At 63.6% G+C, this 19,066-nt stretch carries 23 protein-coding genes; 9 read left to right on the top strand and 14 right to left on the bottom strand.

What is annotated here, in order from left to right:
- Positions 1–73: 73 nt before the first annotated feature.
- Complete coding sequence (locus EAG14_RS05195) at positions 74–877, bottom strand: ferritin-like domain-containing protein (RefSeq protein ID WP_121728266.1); 804 nt, start codon at positions 875–877, stop codon at positions 74–76.
- Between the two features lie 111 nt (positions 878–988).
- Here EAG14_RS05195 and EAG14_RS05200 point away from each other — a divergent pair, with 111 nt between their 5' ends.
- The 3 genes from EAG14_RS05200 (at position 989) to EAG14_RS05210 (ending at position 3,242) form a co-directional block, all read left to right on the top strand.
- Complete coding sequence (locus tag EAG14_RS05200) at positions 989–1,513, top strand: gamma carbonic anhydrase family protein (RefSeq protein ID WP_121453009.1); 525 nt, start codon at positions 989–991, stop codon at positions 1,511–1,513.
- Positions 1,514–1,571: 58 nt separating this feature from the next.
- Positions 1,572–2,564 (top strand): Hsp33 family molecular chaperone HslO, encoded by a 993-nt coding sequence (locus tag EAG14_RS05205; RefSeq protein WP_099656344.1) that lies wholly within the window; start codon positions 1,572–1,574, stop codon positions 2,562–2,564.
- Positions 2,565–2,762: 198 nt separating this feature from the next.
- Entirely contained in the window at positions 2,763–3,242 is a 480-nt protein-coding gene (locus EAG14_RS05210; RefSeq protein ID WP_121728267.1) for a CZB domain-containing protein, read from the top strand.
- A gap of 21 nt (positions 3,243–3,263) precedes the next feature.
- Here the strand turns inward: EAG14_RS05210 and EAG14_RS05215 are convergent, their stop codons facing one another.
- The 6 genes from EAG14_RS05215 to EAG14_RS05240 form a co-directional block, all read right to left on the bottom strand.
- Complete coding sequence (locus EAG14_RS05215) at positions 3,264–3,752, bottom strand: hypothetical protein (RefSeq protein ID WP_121728268.1); 489 nt, start codon at positions 3,750–3,752, stop codon at positions 3,264–3,266.
- Positions 3,753–3,806: 54 nt separating this feature from the next.
- The gene (locus EAG14_RS05220) at positions 3,807–4,085 is read right to left on the bottom strand and encodes a septum formation initiator family protein (protein ID WP_099741809.1); all 279 of its coding nucleotides are present in this window, start codon (positions 4,083–4,085) and stop codon (positions 3,807–3,809) included.
- 91 nt (positions 4,086–4,176) lie between these two features.
- Complete coding sequence (gene eno / locus EAG14_RS05225; RefSeq protein WP_099741808.1) at positions 4,177–5,463, bottom strand: phosphopyruvate hydratase; 1,287 nt, start codon at positions 5,461–5,463, stop codon at positions 4,177–4,179.
- 100 nt (positions 5,464–5,563) lie between these two features.
- Positions 5,564–5,854, bottom strand: a complete 291-nt coding sequence (locus EAG14_RS05230) for a DUF1330 domain-containing protein (protein WP_056173684.1) — start codon at positions 5,852–5,854, stop codon at positions 5,564–5,566.
- A gap of 3 nt (positions 5,855–5,857) precedes the next feature.
- On the bottom strand, positions 5,858–6,715 hold the full coding sequence (gene kdsA, locus EAG14_RS05235; RefSeq protein ID WP_121728269.1) for a 3-deoxy-8-phosphooctulonate synthase: 858 nt from the start codon (positions 6,713–6,715) through the stop codon (positions 5,858–5,860).
- An 11-nt stretch (positions 6,716–6,726) separates the two neighbouring features.
- Complete coding sequence (locus EAG14_RS05240) at positions 6,727–8,385, bottom strand: CTP synthase (RefSeq protein ID WP_121728270.1); 1,659 nt, start codon at positions 8,383–8,385, stop codon at positions 6,727–6,729.
- A 93-nt stretch (positions 8,386–8,478) separates the two neighbouring features.
- On the opposite strand from EAG14_RS05240, the gene coaBC reads away from it, so the two are divergent.
- The 3 genes from coaBC (at position 8,479) to EAG14_RS05255 (ending at position 10,970) form a co-directional block, all read left to right on the top strand.
- Entirely contained in the window at positions 8,479–9,693 is a 1,215-nt protein-coding gene (gene coaBC, locus EAG14_RS05245; protein ID WP_121728271.1) for a bifunctional phosphopantothenoylcysteine decarboxylase/phosphopantothenate--cysteine ligase CoaBC, read from the top strand.
- A 125-nt stretch (positions 9,694–9,818) separates the two neighbouring features.
- Complete coding sequence (dut, locus tag EAG14_RS05250; RefSeq protein ID WP_099656336.1) at positions 9,819–10,265, top strand: dUTP diphosphatase; 447 nt, start codon at positions 9,819–9,821, stop codon at positions 10,263–10,265.
- Between the two features lie 198 nt (positions 10,266–10,463).
- Complete coding sequence (locus EAG14_RS05255) at positions 10,464–10,970, top strand: glycine zipper 2TM domain-containing protein (RefSeq protein WP_121728272.1); 507 nt, start codon at positions 10,464–10,466, stop codon at positions 10,968–10,970.
- A 57-nt stretch (positions 10,971–11,027) separates the two neighbouring features.
- Here the strand turns inward: EAG14_RS05255 and EAG14_RS05260 are convergent, their stop codons facing one another.
- Positions 11,028–11,552 carry a peptidylprolyl isomerase gene (locus tag EAG14_RS05260; protein ID WP_099741805.1) on the bottom strand — a complete coding sequence of 175 codons (525 nt, stop codon included), beginning with the start codon at positions 11,550–11,552 and terminating at the stop codon, positions 11,028–11,030.
- Positions 11,553–11,605: 53 nt separating this feature from the next.
- On the opposite strand from EAG14_RS05260, the gene EAG14_RS05265 reads away from it, so the two are divergent.
- The 3 genes from EAG14_RS05265 to EAG14_RS05275 all read left to right on the top strand — a co-directional run bounded on the left by EAG14_RS05265 (position 11,606) and on the right by EAG14_RS05275 (position 13,782).
- Entirely contained in the window at positions 11,606–12,745 is a 1,140-nt protein-coding gene (locus EAG14_RS05265) for a cupin domain-containing protein (RefSeq protein WP_099656333.1), read from the top strand.
- Positions 12,742–13,269, top strand: a complete 528-nt coding sequence (locus EAG14_RS05270; RefSeq protein ID WP_099741803.1) for a hypothetical protein — start codon at positions 12,742–12,744, stop codon at positions 13,267–13,269. The genes EAG14_RS05265 and EAG14_RS05270 overlap by 4 nt, the downstream gene beginning before the upstream one ends.
- Before the next feature lie 249 nt (positions 13,270–13,518).
- On the top strand, positions 13,519–13,782 hold the full coding sequence (locus tag EAG14_RS05275) for a hypothetical protein (RefSeq protein WP_099741802.1): 264 nt from the start codon (positions 13,519–13,521) through the stop codon (positions 13,780–13,782).
- 153 nt (positions 13,783–13,935) lie between these two features.
- Here the strand turns inward: EAG14_RS05275 and EAG14_RS05280 are convergent, their stop codons facing one another.
- The 6 genes from EAG14_RS05280 to EAG14_RS05300 all read right to left on the bottom strand — a co-directional run bounded on the left by EAG14_RS05280 (position 13,936) and on the right by EAG14_RS05300 (position 18,939).
- Positions 13,936–14,721, bottom strand: a complete 786-nt coding sequence (locus tag EAG14_RS05280; RefSeq protein WP_121728273.1) for an MBL fold metallo-hydrolase — start codon at positions 14,719–14,721, stop codon at positions 13,936–13,938.
- Positions 14,722–14,822: 101 nt separating this feature from the next.
- Complete coding sequence (gene bamC, locus EAG14_RS05285) at positions 14,823–15,923, bottom strand: outer membrane protein assembly factor BamC (RefSeq protein WP_099656329.1); 1,101 nt, start codon at positions 15,921–15,923, stop codon at positions 14,823–14,825.
- A gap of 38 nt (positions 15,924–15,961) precedes the next feature.
- Positions 15,962–16,858: a 4-hydroxy-tetrahydrodipicolinate synthase gene (gene dapA, locus EAG14_RS05290; protein WP_099656328.1), complete on the bottom strand. Its 897-nt coding sequence runs from the start codon at positions 16,856–16,858 to the stop codon at positions 15,962–15,964.
- 30 nt (positions 16,859–16,888) lie between these two features.
- Positions 16,889–17,443, bottom strand: coding sequence for a bifunctional 2-polyprenyl-6-hydroxyphenol methylase/3-demethylubiquinol 3-O-methyltransferase UbiG (locus EAG14_RS05295; RefSeq protein WP_121728274.1), 555 nt, complete (start codon positions 17,441–17,443; stop codon positions 16,889–16,891).
- 72 nt (positions 17,444–17,515) lie between these two features.
- Positions 17,516–17,689, bottom strand: a complete 174-nt coding sequence (locus EAG14_RS22670) for a hypothetical protein (protein ID WP_162995855.1) — start codon at positions 17,687–17,689, stop codon at positions 17,516–17,518.
- Between the two features lie 32 nt (positions 17,690–17,721).
- A complete protein-coding gene (locus EAG14_RS05300; RefSeq protein WP_099656326.1) occupies positions 17,722–18,939 on the bottom strand; it encodes an MFS transporter in 1,218 nt (405 codons plus the stop codon).
- Positions 18,940–19,066: the final 127 nt, after the last annotated feature.

Genomic DNA, 19,066 nt, shown 5'->3' on the forward strand with positions numbered 1-19,066 from the left:
ACGGGTGGACGGTTCATGAAAGGCATCTGGCAGGGCCATCGATTGTAGGTAACGCGCAATTCCGACAGGCTTTTCAGCCCTGCTGTAGCCACTGCAACTCTGCCTCGGTAAAGCCTGCCTGGCGGCGGGCTGCGTTGTTGAACGGGGGCTTGAGCCGGGGGGCTTCGTACTTTTTGACCAGTTCGGCGTAGTGCGTCTCGGGGTTGATCCCCTGGCGCTCGCACAGCCAGCGGTACCAGTGGTTGCCTATGGCGACATGCCCGACCTCGTCGCGCAAGATGATGTTCAAAATCTCAACCGCTGCCAGGGCGTCGGGCGTGCCCACTTGCCGCAGTTTGTTCTGGATCTGTGGGGTGGCGTCCAGGCCCCGCGCTTCCATGGTGCGGGGCACCAGCGCCATGCGCGCCACGATGTCGTGCTGGGTTTTCTCGCACATGGTCCACAGGCCCTGGTGCGCGGGAAAGTCGCCATAGTCATGCCCCTGGGCCCGCAGGTGGTCGCGCAGCAGGCCAAAGTGCATGGCTTCTTCTGCCGCCACTTGCACCCAGTTCCGGTAATAGTCAGCGGGCATGGCGTCAAAGCGCCATACGGCGTCCAGCGCCAGGTTGATGGCGTTGAACTCAATGTGCGCAATGGCGTGGATCAGGATGGCGCGGCCTTGCGCCGTAGCGGGTGAGCGTCGGGCCACTTCGGTGTGGCGCATCAGCGCGGGGCGGGCCGGGTGGCCTGGCAAGCAGGCCGGGTCTACGGTGTCGGTGGGGAATGTGTTTGCTATCGAATATGTAGCTAGTTGCGCTTGTAGATCAAGCGCTGCGGCCGCTTTTTGGTCTGGGTCTGTCAGGCATAAAACCTGCAGTGCACGTTGGCGAAGCTCCATCCTTACAATTCTAGGCCCTGCCACCTACCGCACTGCTCACGCTTTGTAAACAATTGGCAGCCATTTGTTTCTTGATGGGTTTCTTTCTTTACCTCAACCGGAGTGTGTGGCATGGCTTTGTATGAACTGGATGGTGTGGCCCCCCAGGTGCCCGCATCGGCCTGGGTGGCAGACAGCGCCCAGGTGATGGGGCGGGTGGCGTTGGGTGAAGACGCCAGCGTGTGGTTTGGTGCGGTGGTGCGGGGCGACACCGACAGCATCACCATCGGTGCGGGCACCAACATCCAGGACGCCAGCGTGCTGCATGCCGACTTTGGCAAACCCCTGGTGGTGGGGGCGCGCGTGACGGTGGGCCACCAGGTCATGCTGCACGGCTGCACGATTGGGGACGAATCGCTGATCGGCATTGGCGCTGTGGTGCTCAACGGCGCCAAGATCGGCAAGAACTGCTTGGTGGGTGCCGGGGCCCTGGTGACCGAGGGCAAAGAGTTTCCCGATGGCTCCATGATCATCGGCAGCCCGGCCAAGGCGGTGCGCGAGCTGACGCCCGAGCAGATCGAGGGCCTTCGCCAAAGTGCGCTGCACTACATCGAGAACGCCCGCCGCTTCAAGGCGGGCTTGCGCCGCATCGACTGACGCGCAGCAGCCCCGCTGGTTGTGCGTCTCCTTTTTTACGTTTTTCTGGAATCCCTGAGTGTCTGAACTCCACAAGTTTCTTTTCGAAGGCCAGCCTGTGCGCGGCATGATCGTGCGCCTGACCGATGCCTGGACCGATGTGTTGCAGCGCCGTGCCAGCAACTCAGCCACGGGCGCCTATGCGGCCCCGGTGCAGGAGCTGCTGGGCGAGATGGCTGCGGCTGGTGTGCTGATGCAGTCCAACATCAAGTTCAATGGGGCGCTGGTGCTGCAGGTCTTTGGTGATGGCCCCGTCAAGGTGGCCGTGGCCGAGGTGCAGTCAGACCTGAGCCTGCGGGCCACCGCCACGGTCAATGGCGAGGTGCCGCCAGATGCCAAGCTGAGCCAGATGGTGAACGTGGGCGGCGGTGGGCGCTGCGCCATCACCCTGGACCCCAAGGACCGCCACCCAGGCCAACAGCCCTACCAGGGCGTGGTGCCTTTGCATGGCGACCACCATGAGAAGCTCGATCGCCTGTCGGACGTGCTGCAGCACTACATGCTGCAGTCCGAGCAGCTCGATACGGTGCTGGTGTTGGCTGCCAACAGCCAGGTTGCCGCCGGGCTGCTGATCCAGCGCATGCCGCTCAAGGGCGAAGGCAATCTGGCGCAGGGGCTGACGCACCGTGAGAACGAAGACCAGATCGGCCACAACGAAGACTACAACCGCATTGCGCACCTGGCCTCCAGCCTGACCCGCGATGAGCTGCTGACGCTGGATGTGGACACCATCCTGCGCCGCCTGTTCTGGGAAGAAAAGCTGCTGCGCTTTGAGCCGCAGCAAGGGGAGTCGGGCCCCCGTTTTGCCTGCACCTGCAGCCGAGAGCGCGTGGCCAACATGCTGCGCAGCCTGGGGGCGGAAGAAGCCGAGAGCATCCTGGCCGAGCGCAACGAGATCGAAGTGGGTTGCGAGTTTTGCGGCCAGCAGTACCGCTTTGACGCCGTGGATGCTGCCCAGATCTTTGTGCCCCCCACGGTGGCGCAACCGCCCGCACCTTCAGGGGTGCAGTAACGGCGGCGGCGCCCTGGCTTGGGGCGCCGATCTGTTGCTTTGCTTCTGATTCCCAGCCAAAACGCGCACCTTGAATGCTGCCCATGGCGGGCTGCGGCCTGTCGCTGGCCCCTGGAAACCGCTCCCCGTATGTGACGATTGTTGACACATTGGCGACAAGTCCTCACATAAGATTCGCCCCCATAAGGGAGGGTTTTCATGGATTTTCTTCGCCGATTTTTGGGGGCGTCGGCCCAGAATTCCGTGTCGTCAACCGCACCAGTCGATGGCCTGCTGGCATTGGCCTCGCCCCCTGTTGATTCTGTGCCCGCCGAGCTGGATGTGGATGCCGCCATCAATGCCCATGAGCGCTGGAAAGTGCGGCTGATGGACTATCTGGAAGGGCGCTCTCAGGTGGGGCTGGACCCCGAAGTGATTCGGCGCGACAACTACAGTGCCTTGGGCCGCTGGCTGCACGGCGTCGGGCGCGAAATGCTGGGACACCACCCCGAATACCCCATGCTGCTGGCGCGGCACCGCTACTTTCACGAGCAAGCCGCCGAGATCGTGGAGCTGGCCCAGCAAGGGGAGTGGGAGCGTGTGGTGGCCATTCTCAACGGCGGTTACCGTTTTGCCTCCAACCAGATCGTCATCCTGCTCAAGTCCATTCGGCACAGCGTGAGCCAGGAGAGTGCCTAAGGCCAGGCCCCAAGGCTGCGCCTAGGCTGGCGGCGCCAGTTTCAAAGACGTAAAGAGCCGGTGCTCGCACACCGGATCGCTGCATTTCTCGCATCCCCATGCGCGCAGCCTGGCTCGGGTGTCTGGGTTGCTTTCACTGTCTGGCGCGGTGGGCGCCGATGCCGCCATGGCGGGCTGTGGCGGTTTGGTCTTGCCCTCGTCCAGGGATGCTAAAACACTGGACAACCTGCGCTCCAGTGGGCCGTACAACACACGGTAGGCGATGCCGCGCAATGCCAGCCCTTGGCGCAGCTGGGCATCCTGTTCGGCGCGCTGGGGCTGTTCCGCAGCGGAGCAGGGCCAGTCCAGGCCCATCAGCACCACCAGGGCGGGCAGAGTCAGGGCGGGCGCCTCATCGGGCATGGCCCCTGGTGGATGCAAGCGCCCAGCTAAGGGCCCCAGCCGCTCGGCCAAGGCCTGCCAGAGCGCTTCTGCGCCCGTGTGGGCGGCACCCAGGATGTGGACGGTCATGTGAGGAGAGGGCTGGCAGATGCCAACCTGAGGGGCGCACTCGCTTGCGAGCGATCAGCGCGGCGTGAACTGAACGTACACCTCGTTGGGCTTGACCATGCCCAGCTCGTTGCGGGCCTTTTCTTCCACCATGTCCAGCCCTTCCTTGAGGTCATGGACTTCAGAGGCCAGACGCTCATTGGTCTGGCGCACTTGGGCATTGGCGGTCTTTTGCTCGTCGATCTTCTGCTGCATCGCAGTCACCTGCGGCAAGCTGCCGCGCCCCAGCCAAAGCTGGGCGTGCACTGCGGCCAGCAAGGCCAGCAGGATCACAGGGACAAGGCGGGTGCTCATGAAATCGGTGAAGGGTGCGAGGGATCGAGGACTTGGTCAGTTGGTGCCGTTCAGCCGGGCGGTGCACTGCGGCGCACCGCCCGTGGTGGCATCAACGCAGGTTGTAGAACGCTTCGCGACCTGGGTAGTGAGCGATGTCGCCCAGGTCTTCTTCGATGCGCAGCAGCTGGTTGTACTTGGCGATGCGGTCCGAGCGCGACAGCGAGCCGGTCTTGATCTGGCCTGCATTGGTGCCCACGGCGATGTCGGCAATGGTGCTGTCTTCGGTCTCGCCCGAGCGGTGCGAGATCACGGCGGTGTAGCCCGCGCGCTTGGCCATCTCGATGGCGGCAAACGTCTCGGTCAGCGTGCCGATCTGGTTGATCTTGATGAGGATCGAGTTGGCGATGTGCTTGTCGATGCCTTCCTTCAGGATCTTGGTGTTGGTCACGAACAGGTCGTCACCCACCAGCTGCACGTTCTTGCCCAGGCGGTCGGTCAGAATCTTCCAGCCGTCCCAGTCGCCTTCGTGCATGCCGTCTTCGATGCTGATGATGGGGTACTTGTCGCACCACGATGCCAGCATGTCCGTCCATTGCTGGGCGGTGAGCTTGATGCCGCCTTCGCCTTCGAGCACGTAGTGGCCATCCTTGTAGAACTCGCTGGCAGCGCAGTCCAGGCCCAGGGCGATTTGTTCGCCAGCGGTGTAGCCCGCGGCTTCAATTGCTTGCAGGATCAGCAAGATGGCGGCTTCGTGGCTTTCGACGCTGGGGGCAAAGCCGCCTTCGTCGCCCACGGCGGTGCTGATGCCCTTGTCGTGCAGGATCTTCTTGAGGGCGTGGAACACCTCTGCACCCCAGCGCAGCGCTTCGCGGAAGGTGGGTGCACCCACGGGGATGATCATGAACTCTTGCAAGTCCAGGCTGTTGTTGGCGTGTGCGCCACCGTTGATGACGTTCATCATGGGCACGGGCAACTGCATGCTGCCCATGCCGCCCAGGTAGCGGTACAGGGGCAGGCCAGATTCTTCGGCGGCAGCGCGGGCCACGGCCATCGATACGGCCAGCATGGCGTTGGCGCCCAGGCGGCTCTTGTTCTCGGTGCCGTCCAGGTCGATCAGGGTCTTGTCCAGGAAGGCTTGCTCGGAAGCATCCAGGCCCAGCACGGCTTCGCTGATTTCGGTGTTGATGTGTTCCACGGCCTTGAGCACGCCCTTGCCCAGGTAGCGGCTTTTGTCGCCATCACGCAGCTCAATGGCTTCGCGGCTGCCGGTGGAGGCGCCCGACGGCACCGCAGCGCGGCCCATCACACCCGATTCCAGCAGCACGTCGCATTCGACGGTGGGGTTGCCGCGGCTGTCCAGCACTTCGCGGCCTACGATGTCAACGATGGCACTCATGGTTTTCCTTTTGCAGAAGTTTTAAATCAAATCGGGCTCTAGCGCTTATCTAATAAGCGCTAGCAGCTATCAATTAGTGAGCGATCAGGTGCGAAGGCGGTCAAACGCCTTCGACACACACCATGCGCATGATGGCCGCACCTTCGCGCGCGGCCTTGGCCTTTTGGTACTCGGGCGTGTCGTAGAACGCGCGGGCTGCGTCAAAGCTGGCGAACTTCAGGATGACGGTGCGGCCGGGGTTCCAGTCGCCCTCCAGCACTTCCACCTTGCCGCCGCGCACGCACACTTCGGCGCCGTGGGCTTGCATGGCCAGGGTGCTCCACTTGCGGTACTCCTCGTACTGCGTGGGGTTGGTGACGGTGACGGATGCGATGACGTAACCACTGCTCATGTCTCAGGCTCCAAAGTTGTTTTCGAGGAATCCGTTTTTCTTGGTGACATCGTCCAGCGCCACCAAGGTCTCCAGCAGCGCCTTCATATGCTTGAGCGGCACGGCGTTGGGGCCGTCCGACCAGGCTTCGGCGGGCTTGGGGTGGGTCTCCATGAAGAGGCCCGCCACACCCACCGCCACACCTGCGCGGGCCAGTACGGGCACCATGTCACGGGCGCCGCCACTCACTGCGCCCAGGCCGCCGGGCTTTTGCACCGAGTGGGTCACGTCAAACACCACCGGCGCGCCCGAGTTGCGCATCTCGGCCAGGCTGGTCATGTCGGCCACGAGGTTGTTGTAGCCAAAGCTCACACCACGCTCGCAGGCCAGAAAGCGGTCTTCCGACAGGCCGGCTTCCTTGGTGGCAGCGCGGGCCTTGTCGATGACGTTTTTCATGTCCCAGGGCGCGAGGAACTGCCCCTTCTTGATATTCACCGGTTTGCCACTTTGCGCCACCGCGCGGATGAAGTCCGTCTGGCGGCAGAGGAAGGCAGGCGTTTGCAGCACATCGACCACGCTGGCCACTTCGGCCACGTGGGAGGTGTCGTGCACATCGGTCAGGATGGGTAACTGCAACTGGCGGCGCACTTCATCGAGGATCTTCAGGCCCGCATCGATGCCCACGCCGCGCTGGCTGGTGCCGGACGAGCGGTTGGCCTTGTCAAACGAGCCCTTGTAGATCAAGGGAATGCCCAAGGCCGTGCAGGCTTCCTTGAGCTGCCCCGCGACGTCGAGCGACATCTCCAGGCCTTCGATGGAGCAAGTACCTGCGATCAGGAAAAAGCGCTGCTGCAGGCCAACGTCAAATCCGCACAGTTGCATAGCCGTTTTCCTCAGGCTTTCGCCGCTTGCTTTTGGTGTTCCACCGCCGCCTTGATGAAGGCGTTGAACAGCGGGTGGCCGTTCCAGGGGGTGGACTTGAACTCAGGGTGGAACTGCACGCCGATGAACCAGGGGTGCACGTTTTGTGGCAACTCCACGATTTCGGTGAGCTGCTCGCGCTGCGTCAGGGCCGAAATCACCAGGCCCGCCTTGCGTAGCTGGTCCAGGTAGTTCACGTTGGCTTCGTAGCGGTGGCGGTGGCGTTCGGTCACCACATCGCCGTAGATGCTGTGGGCCAGCGTGTCCTTGGACACGTCCGAGCTTTGGGCGCCCAGGCGCATGGTGCCGCCCAGGTCCGAGTTCTCGTCGCGCTTCTTGATGGTGCCGTCCGCGTCCTTCCACTCGGTGATCAAGGCGATCACGGGGTGGGGCGTGGTGGGGTTGAACTCGGTGCTGTTGGCATCGGTCAGCCCGGCCACATGGCGGGCGTATTCGATGGTGGCCACTTGCATGCCCAGGCAGATGCCCAGGTAAGGCACTTTGTGCTCGCGGGCAAACTGGGCTGTGCTGATCTTGCCTTCCACACCGCGGCTGCCGAAGCCGCCGGGCACCAGAACCGCGTCGTACTTGGTCAGCTTGCCAGCAGCGTTGGCGCTGTCGATGGTCTCCGAGTCCAGGTGCTCGATCTTCACGCGCACATGGTTCTTCATGCCCGCGTGGCGCAGTGCCTCGTTGACGGACTTGTAGCTGTCCGACAGGTCCACGTACTTGCCCACCATGGCGATGGTGACTTCGCCGCGTGGGTGTTCGGTTTCGTACACCAACTCATCCCAGCGCTTGAGGCTGGTGGGCGGGGTGTTCAGGCGCAGCTTGTCGCAGATCAGGCCGTCCAGGCCTTGCTCGTGCAGCATGCGGGGCACCTTGTAGATGGTGTCCACATCCCACATGCTGATCACGCCCCATTCAGGCACGTTGGTGAACAGCGAGATCTTTTCGCGCTCTTCTTCGGGCACCTGCTTTTGGGCACGGCACAGCAGCGCATCGGGCTGGATGCCGATCTTGCGCAGCTCCTGCACGGTGTGCTGGGTGGGCTTGGTCTTGAGCTCGCCGGCCGTGGCAATCCAGGGCAGGTAGGTCAGGTGCACAAAGGCCGAGTTGTTGGGGCCCAGCTTGAGGCTCAACTGGCGCACGGCTTCAAGGAACGGCAGCGACTCGATGTCGCCCACGGTGCCGCCCACTTCGCAGATGGCCACATCCACCGCGTCGTCGGTGCCAATGCCCGCGCCGCGCTTGATGTATTCCTGGATTTCGTTGGTGACGTGCGGGATGACCTGCACGGTCTTGCCCAGGTAGTCGCCACGGCGCTCTTTTTCGAGCACGGACTGGTAGATCTTGCCGGTGGTGAAGTTGTTGGACTTCTTCATGCGCGTTTCAATGAAACGCTCGTAGTGGCCCAGGTCCAGGTCGGTTTCCGCGCCGTCGTCGGTCACAAAGACCTCGCCGTGCTGGAAGGGGGACATGGTGCCTGGGTCTACGTTGATGTAGGGGTCAAGCTTGATGAGGGTGACTTTGAGTCCCCGCGATTCGAGGATCGCGGCAAGGGAGGCTGAGGCGATTCCCTTACCGAGGGAAGACACCACACCGCCGGTGACGAAGACAAATTTGGTCATGTCGTTTTATGGTGGTGGGAAATTGGGATTATAGATGGGGCATGAAAGCAGCTGCCGGCTGAGCCCTGGTCGGGGTCTGCTAAATTCGCGCCCATGAATGAGCTTGCTGGCAAACACATTGTTCTGGGTCTGAGTGGGGGCGTGGCTTGCTACAAGGCGGCCGATTTTTGCCGCCAGCTCATCAAGGCCGGGGCCACCGTGCAGGTGGTGATGACCGAAGCGGCCGGGCAGTTCATCACGCCTGTCACCATGCAAGCCCTGTCAGGCCGCCCCGTGTACGGATCGCAGTGGGACGCGCGCGAGCCCAACAACATGCCGCACATCAACCTCAGCCGCGAGGCCGATGCCATCGTGGTTGCGCCTTGCAGTGCCGATTTCATCGCCCGCCTGGTGCAGGGCCGCGCGGACGAACTGCTGAGCCTGATGTGCCTGGCCCGCCCCATCGACCGCGTGCCCCTGTTGCTGGCGCCTGCCATGAACCGCGAAATGTGGGCACACCCTGCCACCCAGCGCAACTTGGCCCAGGTGGCAGCAGATGGCGCCACGGTGCTGGGGGTGGGCAATGGCGACCAGGCCTGCGGTGAGACCGGCGATGGCCGCATGCTGGAGCCCAGCGAGTTGCTGGAAGAATTGATCGCTTTTTTTGCACCCAAGGTGCTGGCCGGGCAGAGGGTGCTGATCACCGCCGGTCCCACGTTTGAGGCCATCGACCCGGTGCGGGGCATTACCAACCTCTCCAGCGGAAAAATGGGCTTTGCCATTGCCCGTGCGGCGCGTGAGGCTGGGGCCGACGTGACCCTGGTGGCTGGGCCTGTGCACTTGCCCACCCCCCGCGGGGTGCGGCGCGTGGATGTGAGATCTGCACAAAATATGCTGCAAGCGGTTGAGGAACAAGCGCAAGTTGCTACTGTATTCATAGCAACTGCGGCGGTGGCCGATTGGCGCGTGGCGGCGCAGTCGACCGAGAAAATAAAGAAAGACGGCTCGGGCCAGCCCCCCGCGCTGCATTTTGTGGAGAACCCCGACATCCTCGCCCGCGTGGCCCAGTCGCCCCAGGCCCAGTCGGGGGCGCTGTACTGCGTGGGCTTTGCCGCAGAAAGCCACGACCTTCTGGCGCACGCCACGGCCAAGCGTGCCCGCAAGGGTGTGCCGCTGCTGGTGGGCAACATTGGCCCGGCCACGTTTGGGCAGGATGACAATGCCTTGTTGTTGGTGGATGCGCAGGGGCACAGCGAACTGCCGCGCGCCTCCAAGCGCGCCTTGGCCCAGCAACTGGTGGGCGAAATCGCCCGGCGTCTGCAGCGCTGAGAGCGCGGTAAGCAACCAGTACCACCGGTCCCTCCTTTTCTACGCACCGCCTTCTGCCGGGCCATGCCAGCGCAGAGGGCTTTTTTTATGGCATTGCGCCTGGTTTTATTTCGAGAGCGAACCTTATGAAGATTGACGTCAAGATCCTGGACCCCCGCATGGCCGAGCAACTTCCGGCTTACGCAACCCCTGGCAGCGCGGGGCTGGACCTGCGCGCCTGCCTGGATGCCCCCCTGACCCTGCAACCCAATGCCTGGCAACTGGTGCCCACGGGCATTGCTGTGTACCTGAAGGACCCCGGTTACGCCGCGCTGATCCTGCCCCGCTCGGGCCTGGGGCACAAGCATGGCATCGTGTTGGGCAACTTGGTCGGGTTGATCGACAGCGACTACCAGGGCCAGTTGATGGTCAGTGCCTGGAACCGCAGCGATGTCGCCTTCACCATCGAGCCCATGGAGCGCTTGGCCCAGATGGTCATCGTGCCCGTGGTGCAGGCCGAGTTCAACGTGGTGACGGACTTTGTGGCCACCGAGCGTGGTGCGGGCGGGTACGGTTCTACAGGCAAGGCCTGATCGCTGCGGTGCCTCTGGCGCGCCGCCAGCATGGGCGTCGGTCGATTCTTACGTTTCGTTGGGCTTTTTACCGACGCTTCATCAGGGGGCTGTGCACTGGGCGCATCCTTGGCGCGTTGGTGTAATTTGTACCTGATACCCGTGCGGGGCCCTTGCAATCCACAGGGCCTTCGGCACATCCTCTCAAGGAGACCTTTTATGCCCCAATTCAATCGCTCTGCCGTCGTGGCTTGCTCCATCGCCGCAGTGCTGGCCCTGTCCGCCTGCGGCCACAACCGGCCCGACCCATACTACGGCGGCGGTTATGGCGGTGGTTACCAAGGGGCCGCACCGTCCTATCCCGTGAACAACCCCCGTGGTACGGAGTTTGGGCGTGTCTCCAACATCGAAGTGCTGCAAAGCCGTGGCTCTGGCCAGACATCGGGCGGCGGCGCCGTGCTGGGGGCCGTGGTGGGTGGTTTGCTGGGCAACCAGGTGGGCAAGGGCAGTGGGCGCGCTGCCGCCACTGCGGTGGGGGTGATCGGCGGTGCCGTGGCGGGCAACGCCATCGAGGGCCGCAACAGCTCTGGCGACTACGTCGAGGGCTACCGGATTTCCGTCCAGCTGGACCATGGCGGTTACCGCGTGTATGACGTGGGTTCGCCGGGCGATCTGCGCATCGGAGACCGCGTGCGCCTCTACAACGGGCAAATCTCCCGCCAGTAAGCCGAACACAGCGGCGGCACCCACGCCCACCGGGCACTGACGGGCGTGGGGTGCGGGTCAGTGCAGCAGTTGACTGCCGGGGGCTTGGGCTTCAATGCGGAAGAAGCCCGTGCCTGTGGTGCCCCGGCCCACTTCTTCTTCGGTGGCCTCGCGCACCGATTCCACTTTCAGCTGCAGGCGCAGCGCAATGCCTGCCAGCGGGTGGTTGCCGTCCAGCACCACATGCTCGGGGTAGATTTCGGTCACGGTGTACAGGCCGCTGCGGGGCGCAGCCGGATTGCATTCGGCGGGCAGGGCGGAGCCCTCGAAGGTCATGCCTTCCTCGATCTCGGCCGGGAACAGCTGGCGCGGCTCCAAAAAAAGCAATTGGTCGTTGAAGTCGCCAAAGGCATCCTCAGGCTCCAGGTGCAGCGCCAGCTTGGCGCCTGCGCTGTGGCCTTGCAGGGCTTCTTCGATGCGGGGCAAAAGATCGTTGCCGCCGAGCAGGAACTCCACCGGCTCATCCAGCACGTCCAGCTCTTCTCCGAGGGTGTCTTTGAGGGTCCAGGTCAGTGCGACCACACATTGTTGGGTAATTTCCATAGGAGAATTGTCGCAGTTTGACCAACAGCCCCGCCAGGGGCAGGTGCCTTTTCATGGATATCCAACAACCTTTGTCCCTGCTGGGCGGGCTTACACCCGAGCAGTTCATGCGCCGCCATTGGCACAAAAAGCCTTTGCTGGTGCGCCAGGCGATCCCGAATTTTCAGCCCCCGGTGCTGCGCGCCGAAATGTTTGCGCTGGCGGCGCAAGAGTCTGTGGAGTCCCGTCTGGTGCAGCAAGTCAAGGGTGGCTGGAAGCTGCGCCACGGCCCATTTTCGCGCCGAGCCCTGCCAGCGCTGAACCAGCGCGAATGGACTTTGCTGGTGCAGGGCGTGGACTTGCACGACGACGCTGTGCACCGCCTGATGCAGCAGTTTCGCTTTGTGCCTGAGGCCCGGCTGGACGATCTCATGATCAGCTACGCTACCGATGGTGGCGGGGTGGGGCCGCACTTTGACAGCTATGACGTGTTTCTGCTGCAAGCCCATGGCCGCCGCCGTTGGCGCATTGGCCGCCAGAAGGACCTGACCCTCAAGGAGGGCATTCCCCTGAAGGTGCTGGCCGAGTTTGAACCCGAGGAAGAGTTTGTGCTGGAGCCAGGCGACATGCTGTACCTGCCGCCCCGCTACGCGCACGACGGCATCGCCGAAGGCGAGTGCATGACGTATTCCATCGGCTTTCGCTCTCCAGCCCGAGCCGAGCTGGCGCAGGAGCTGCTGGTGCGCTTGTCGGAAGACGCGGCCGACGACGAGCAGGTGCAGATGTACCGCGACGCCAAGCAAGAGGCCGTGGCCGAGCCTGGTGCCATCCCTGCCACCCTGCAGGCCTTTGCCCGCGAAGCGCTGGAGCGTGCCTTGTCGCAGCCCTTGGCTCTGGAGCGCGCGCTGGGTGAGTACCTTACTGACCCCAAGCCCAGCGTCTGGTTTGACGCCAGTGGCAAAGGCGCCATGATGGAGGCGGTGCGCCTGGACCGCCGCACCCGCATGATGTACGACGCCCAGCATGTCTTCATCAATGGTGAAAGCTACCGTGCGGCAGGCAAGGATGCCACCTTGATGCGCCGCCTGGCCAACCAGCGTTACCTCAGTGCCAAAGAGGTCCAGCGCGCCAGCGACGATGCGCTGGAGCTGCTGTCCATCTGGTGCGATGACGGCTGGGCACACGCCTGCACCGACGACGAAGCCACCCCATGACCTCCACAGACCACCCCGTAAATGGCTCACCCGATCAGCCCGGCTTGCCAGAGGGCCGCTTCAGCGGGCGAGAGGCGTTTCAGCAAATGGTGCGCGATGCCTTTGCCACGGCGGCGCGCGAGGGGTGGCCTGAAATCTGGATCAGCGACGCGCACTTTCACGATTGGCCGCTGGGTGAACGGGCGGTGGTGGAGTCGCTCCAGGCCTGGGCGCGGAGCGGGCGCCGTTTCAGCATGCTGGCAGTGAACTACGACGAGGTCATCCGGCGCCATGCCCGCTTTGTGCAGTGGCGTGGCACTTGGGACCACATCATCACTTGCCGCAAGAGCCCCTCGGCAGACCCCCTGGACCTGCCCAGCGTGCTGTGGTCGCCTGCCTGGGTGATGCAGCGGCTTGACCCAGAACGGTGCGTGGGCGTGGCGGGCCCCGAGTCGGATCGCCGCGTTCTGGTGCGTGAGTCGTTGAACGAGTGGGTGCGCAGCAAGAGCTCCCCAGGTTTTCCGTCCACCACACTGGGGCTTTGATCCGAATCAAGGGGCTGTGGCTTGGCCTGAGGGGCTGCCACGCGCGGCGGTGTTGCGTCTGTGCCTATGTCAACTTGCCGTAAACCTTTTTTCGGTGTTAGTCACTATTGACTAAATACCAATATAATTTATGGCTGCGCCTGAAAATGGTGCAACCCTCAAGTGCATTGCGCCAATGCGTACCAGGGCTTTAACCGGCCGGTCGCCGTGGCTTTTCAAGCTTTTTGTCTGTCCAACTAGGAAATTGAAATGAAGAACTCCGTCGTTCTGGCCGCCCTGATCGCTGCTGCTGCCCTGGCCGCTTGCGGTAAAAAAGAAGAACCAGCTGCAGCACCAGCTCCCGTGGCAGCACCCGCTCCAGCTCCAGCACCCGCCGCTTCTGAAGCTGCTCCTGCTGCCTCCGAAGCCGCTCCTGCTGCTTCCGCTGAAGCCGCTCCTGCTGCTGACGCTGCCAAGGCTGCTGCTGACACTGCTGCCGCTGCTGCCACCGGCGCTGCTTCGCAAGCCAAGTAATTCGTGGAGGGGTCGTAGCCTCCCGCAAGGGACGGCTTGAACCACACACCAAAGCCCTGCTTTTGCAAAAAAGCGGGGCTTTTGCATTGGGGCGTCCATTTTTCGGAAGCGCTGGCTGTTCCGGCCCCATGTGCACTCGGTGGCCCCTTGTGGCTATGCGGCCCCGACGGTGATCCAGGGCGTTCCATTGGCCGGGCTGGCCACGGTGATGCGCTCGGTGGGCCAGCCCAATGCAGCCCCCAGCGCCTGCTGGGCCAGCGCCGGGGTGTTGTTCTGTGCGCTGAGGTGGGCCGCAATCACACAGGCCAAACCGGGGTGTTGCAAGGCACGGAGCAGTTCGGCCGCTGCAGTGTTGGCCAGGTGGCCGTATTTGCCACTGATGCGGCGCTTGAGGAAGGCCGGGTAGCGCGACGCCTCCAGCATCTGCGGATCGTGGTTGGCCTCCAGCATCAGGGTGTGGCAGCCCGCCAATTGCTCTTTGACATGCGCGCTGGCGTGCCCCAGGTCCGTCAGCACCCCCAGGCGTGTGGCGCCATCGGTGCAGTGCAATTGCAGGGGCTCCCTGGCGTCGTGCGGCACCGTGAAGGGGGTGGCTTGCCAACTGCCCAGATCAATGGGCTCCAGATCGTGTGCGGTGCGCAGCAGGCCGTCCAGGTCAGGGGAGCCCAGGGCGGCATGGGTGCCATGGCTCATCCAGACGGGAATGCGGTGTTTCAGTGCCAACGAGCGGGCGCAACCAATGTGGTCGGAATGCTCGTGGGTGATGAAGATGGCGTCAATCTGGGCCAGTGCCAGCCCGGCCTCTGCCAAGCGGGCCTCCAGCTGGCGTATGCCCAGGCCGCAATCGACCAGCAGACGCCGTGTGTGCAGGCCATCGCTGCCTTCAATCAGGGTGGCATTGCCCGAGCTGCCGCTGCCAAGGTTTTTGAGGCGCAGCATGTCCAGCGTCCCGTGTTGTCCATTAAAAAAGCCCCGCAGCTCCTGTGTGGGGCTGCGGGGCGGGATGGGGGCACGGTGCTCTGTGCCCCGCATTGGGCTGGTTACTTCAGTTCGTCTGCAATCACGCGCACGATGCGCTCGGCATTGGCCGACGTTTCCGGGGCGCCAGCTTCATTGAGCACGGACACGGTGGAGGCGTTGCCCTCGCTGCGCACGGCGATGCGGTACTTCAGTGGAGGAATGGCTGCCGACGATCCGCCAAACAGCTTGCCGAAGAAGCCAGGCTCCTTCTTGTCTGCGTTGGGGGCGACGTAGCGCACAAAGTACAGGCCGTCCTTGCGGTTGCGGTCTTCCACGGTGAAACCGGTGCGGTCCAGTGCCAAGCCTACGCGGCGCCAGGCGCGGTCAAAGTTCTCAGCCAACTGCACAGCGGGTGCGTTGTTCACCGTGGCGATACGGGCTGCGGGTGCCACTTGCACTGGGGTGGCGGTGGCTGCAATCGCTTTGGATTGCTCTTGGCTCACACCCAGCTTGACCATGAGGCGGCGCAAGAATTCGGTTTCCAGCTCGGGGTCGGCGGCGCGGGGCTGCCAGATGGTCTGGTCTTTTTGCGTGTTGGTGTACACCTCGATCATGCCGCGGTGGCTGATGTAGATGTCGGTGCCGCCATTGGCATTGCGCTCCAGGCGAGTGCGGAACTTGTCGCGCTCGCCAGTCGAATACAGCGATTCAAACACCTTGCCCAGGGTCGAACGCACGATGTCCTGGGGCAGCTTGGCGCGGTTTTCGGCCCAGTCGGTTTCCAGAATGCCGAGGTTGGACTGGTCTTGGGTGAAGATGAATCCGCTCTCCAGCCAGAACTCACGCACAGGCTCCCACAGCTTGTCGGCGGGGCGGTTTATCACCAGCCAGCGTTGGTTGCCGTCTCGCTCAATGCGCACGTCACCAATGGTTGTCGCGGCTGCCTGGCTGGCTGCGGAGGGCTGTGCAGCCTGTTGGCTGGCCTGCAGTGCGGCGGCAGACACGGCGCCGCCGGGCACGGCGTAGCGCGAGTCTTTGGAGAGCTGGGTCAGATCCGGGGGCACTTCCAGGGTCGAGCCCTTGGTTGCGCTTTTGTAGTCGATCTTGTCGCCCTCAAGGGTCGAGCAGGCTGACAGGGCAGCAACAAGGGCCAGCAGGCCCAGACGGGTATTTGCTTTCACTCGGAAATCCTTGGAATGTCGGTGAGGGGTGGGCAGGCTCAAAGCAGGCCGCTGCTGCGCAGGGCGCCTTCGACCACGGCTTCGTTGCCCTGGGTCAATGGAGTCATGGGCAGGCGCATGGTTCCGCCGCACAAGCCCATGCGGGCCATGGCCCACTTGACGGGGATGGGGTTGGCTTCGACGAACAGGTGCTTGTGCACGGGCATCAGCTTGAACTGGATTTCCATGGCGCGGCGCGCGTCGCCCGCAATGGCGGCCACGCACAGCTCGTGCATCAGCTTGGGCGCCACGTTGGCTGTGACGCTCACGTTGCCGTGGCCGCCGCACAGCATCAGTGCCACAGCGGTCGGGTCATCACCTGAGTAGATGCCAAAGCCCTTGGGGGCTTCGCGGATGAGCCACTGCGCGCGCTCGATGTTGCCCGTGGCTTCCTTGATGCCGATGATGCCGGGCACCTGGGCCAGGCGCAGCACGGTGTCGTGCTGCATATCGGCCACCGAGCGGCCGGGCACGTTGTAGAGGACGGTGGGCAGATCGCCCACGGCCTCGGCAATCGCCTTGAAGTGCAGGTACTGGCCTTCTTGGGTGGGCTTGTTGTAGTAAGGCACGACCTGCAGCTGCGTGTCGGCACCGACCTTCTTGGCAAACTTGGCCAGCTCGATCGCTTCGGCGGTGGAGTTGGCACCGCAGCCCGCCATGATGGGCACGCGCTTGGCGGCTTGCTCCACGGCCACGCGGATGATCTCGCAGTGTTCTTCGACATTCACCGTGGGCGATTCGCCCGTGGTGCCCACCACGCCGATGCAGTCTGTGCCCTCGGCGATGTGCCAGTCGATCAGTTTGCGCAGGGTGGGGTAGTCCACGCTACCGTCCTCGTGCATGGGGGTGACGAGGGCGACGATGCTGCCGGTAAGAGGCACGGAGGAAGAGGTCATGTCCGCAGATGAAAACGGTAAAAGGGCATTCTAACTAGACGCGGGCTGCGGCCCATGGCGCGCGGGGGCCTCTGGGTGAGGTGTTTCCCGTACCGCCGCGATTCGCTGCACGAACCGGGCCGGGTTTTCGAGGTAGCCGTCCTCGTAGGCCACCGTGCGCAGCGCCCCAAAAGCCTGCAGCAACTCGCCCGGGCGCAGCAGAAAGTCGGCCCGGCTGGGGCGCCCCACGGTTTCGTGCCCTTGCGCAAAGGTTTCGTAAATCAGTACACCACCGGGCGCCAGGCTGGCGAGCAAGGTGGGCAGCAGCGGGCGCCACAGGTAATTGGTCACCACCACGGCGCCAAACTGCTGGCCTTGCAGGGGCCAGGGGCCGTTTTCGAGGTCGGCGCAAATCAACTCACCCAACCCGGCGCAGGCGGCGATGGCCTCGGGCGAACGGTCTACGCCCGTGACGGGATGGCCCTGGGCTTGCAGCCAGCGCATGTGGCGGCCCGCGCCACAGGCCACGTCCAGAACATGGGCGTGCGGTGGGACCAGGTGCGTCCATTGCTGAACCCAGGCAGAGGGGGCTTCCGTGCCGTGCATGTGTTGTTTGCTATTAAATTGGTAGCTGCTTGCGCTTATATAGCAAGCGCTAGAGGCCGAAAATACCACAAATCAAAAGCACGACCAGACTTTGTCTGCCACCATGACCATGAAGTCTGGCACGGTGTACATCGCAAACACCCCAAGGCAAACGGCCACGGCCGCTAGCCAGCCCAGCGCCCGCAGCCAGCTGCGCCGCGCGCGGGGGGCGTGCAGTGATGGGGTGGTGGGCTGGGAGGGGTTCACGGCAGGCCTCTTTCAATACGGTCTTTAAGGTGTCAGGCCGCGTGGGGTTGCGCCCGCTGGATGGGGGCTTCCTTGATCGGCAGGTTCACCAGCCCCGCCAGCACGCCCAGCGCAATGGCGATGTACCAGACGATGTCGTAGCTGCCCGTGGCGTCATACAGATAGCCACCCAGCCACACGCCCAGGAAGCTGCCGATCTGGTGGCTGAAGAACACAAAGCCGCCCAGCATGGACAGATGCTGCACCCCAAAAATCTGGGCAATGGTGGCATTGGTGGGCGGCACCGTGGACAGCCACAGCGCACCCATCACGGCCGAAAACACATACACCGACAGCGGTGACAGCGGCACCAGCAAGAAGATGGTGATGACCACGGCGCGGGCCAGGTAGATGAACGACAGGATGAACCGCTTGGGCATGCGCTGCCCCAGCGTGCCTGCGATGTAGGTGCCAAACACGTTGAACAGCCCGATCAGTGCCAGTGCATAGCTGGCCACCTGGGGCGACAGGCCGTGGTCCTTGAGGTAGCTGGGCATGTGCACCCCGATGAACACCACCTGGAAGCCGCACACAAAGTAGCCCGCCATCAGCAGATTGAAGCTGGGGTAACTGAAGGCTTCCTTGAGCGCGTGGCCAATGGTTTGCTCACGCTTGGGCGCCGCTGCGCCCTGAAACCCGGGCTCGCGCAGGCCAAAGGCCAGCGGCACGATCATCAGCACCGCCATCGACAGCACCAGCAGCGCCTGCTGCCAGCCCAGCCCGGTGATCAGCCAGCCCTCCACAGGCACCATCAAAAACTGCCCGAACGAGCCAGCCGCCGCCGCCACGCCCATGGCCCAGGAGCGTTTTTCGGGCGCAATCTGGCGGCCCAGCACGCCGTAGATCACCGCATAGGTGGTGCCCGCCTGCGCCGCGCCAATCAGCAGCCCGGTGGTCAGCGCAAACAGCAGCGGGGTGGGCGACAGCGCCATGCCCGCCAGTCCCAGCCCATAGAGCACAGCGCCCCCCATCAACACCCGGAAGGCACCAAACCGGTCGGCCGCCATGCCCGCAAAAATGCCCATCACCCCCCACGACAGGTTTTGCAGCGCAATCGCAAAGGCAAATGACTGCCTGGTCCAGCCCATCTCTTGGGTGATGGGTTGCAACCACAGGCCAAAGCCATGGCGAATGCCCATCGACAAAGTGACGATGGCCGCGCCGCAGGCCAGCACCTGGAGCATGGATAGTTTGGGAGGATTCATATGCATGCGGGGGAATGTAGCCAGATTGAGGGAAATGCGCTGGTACAGAGGCGACCAATACAGTTGGCAGCAGGGGCGGGGCTGCGGGAGGAGGGCCGCTGAGGCGTTTGGGCTGTTGTTTTATCCAGCCTTT

This window comes from Acidovorax sp. 1608163 (assembly GCF_003669015.1).
Lineage (GTDB): Bacteria > Pseudomonadota > Gammaproteobacteria > Burkholderiales > Burkholderiaceae_C > Acidovorax.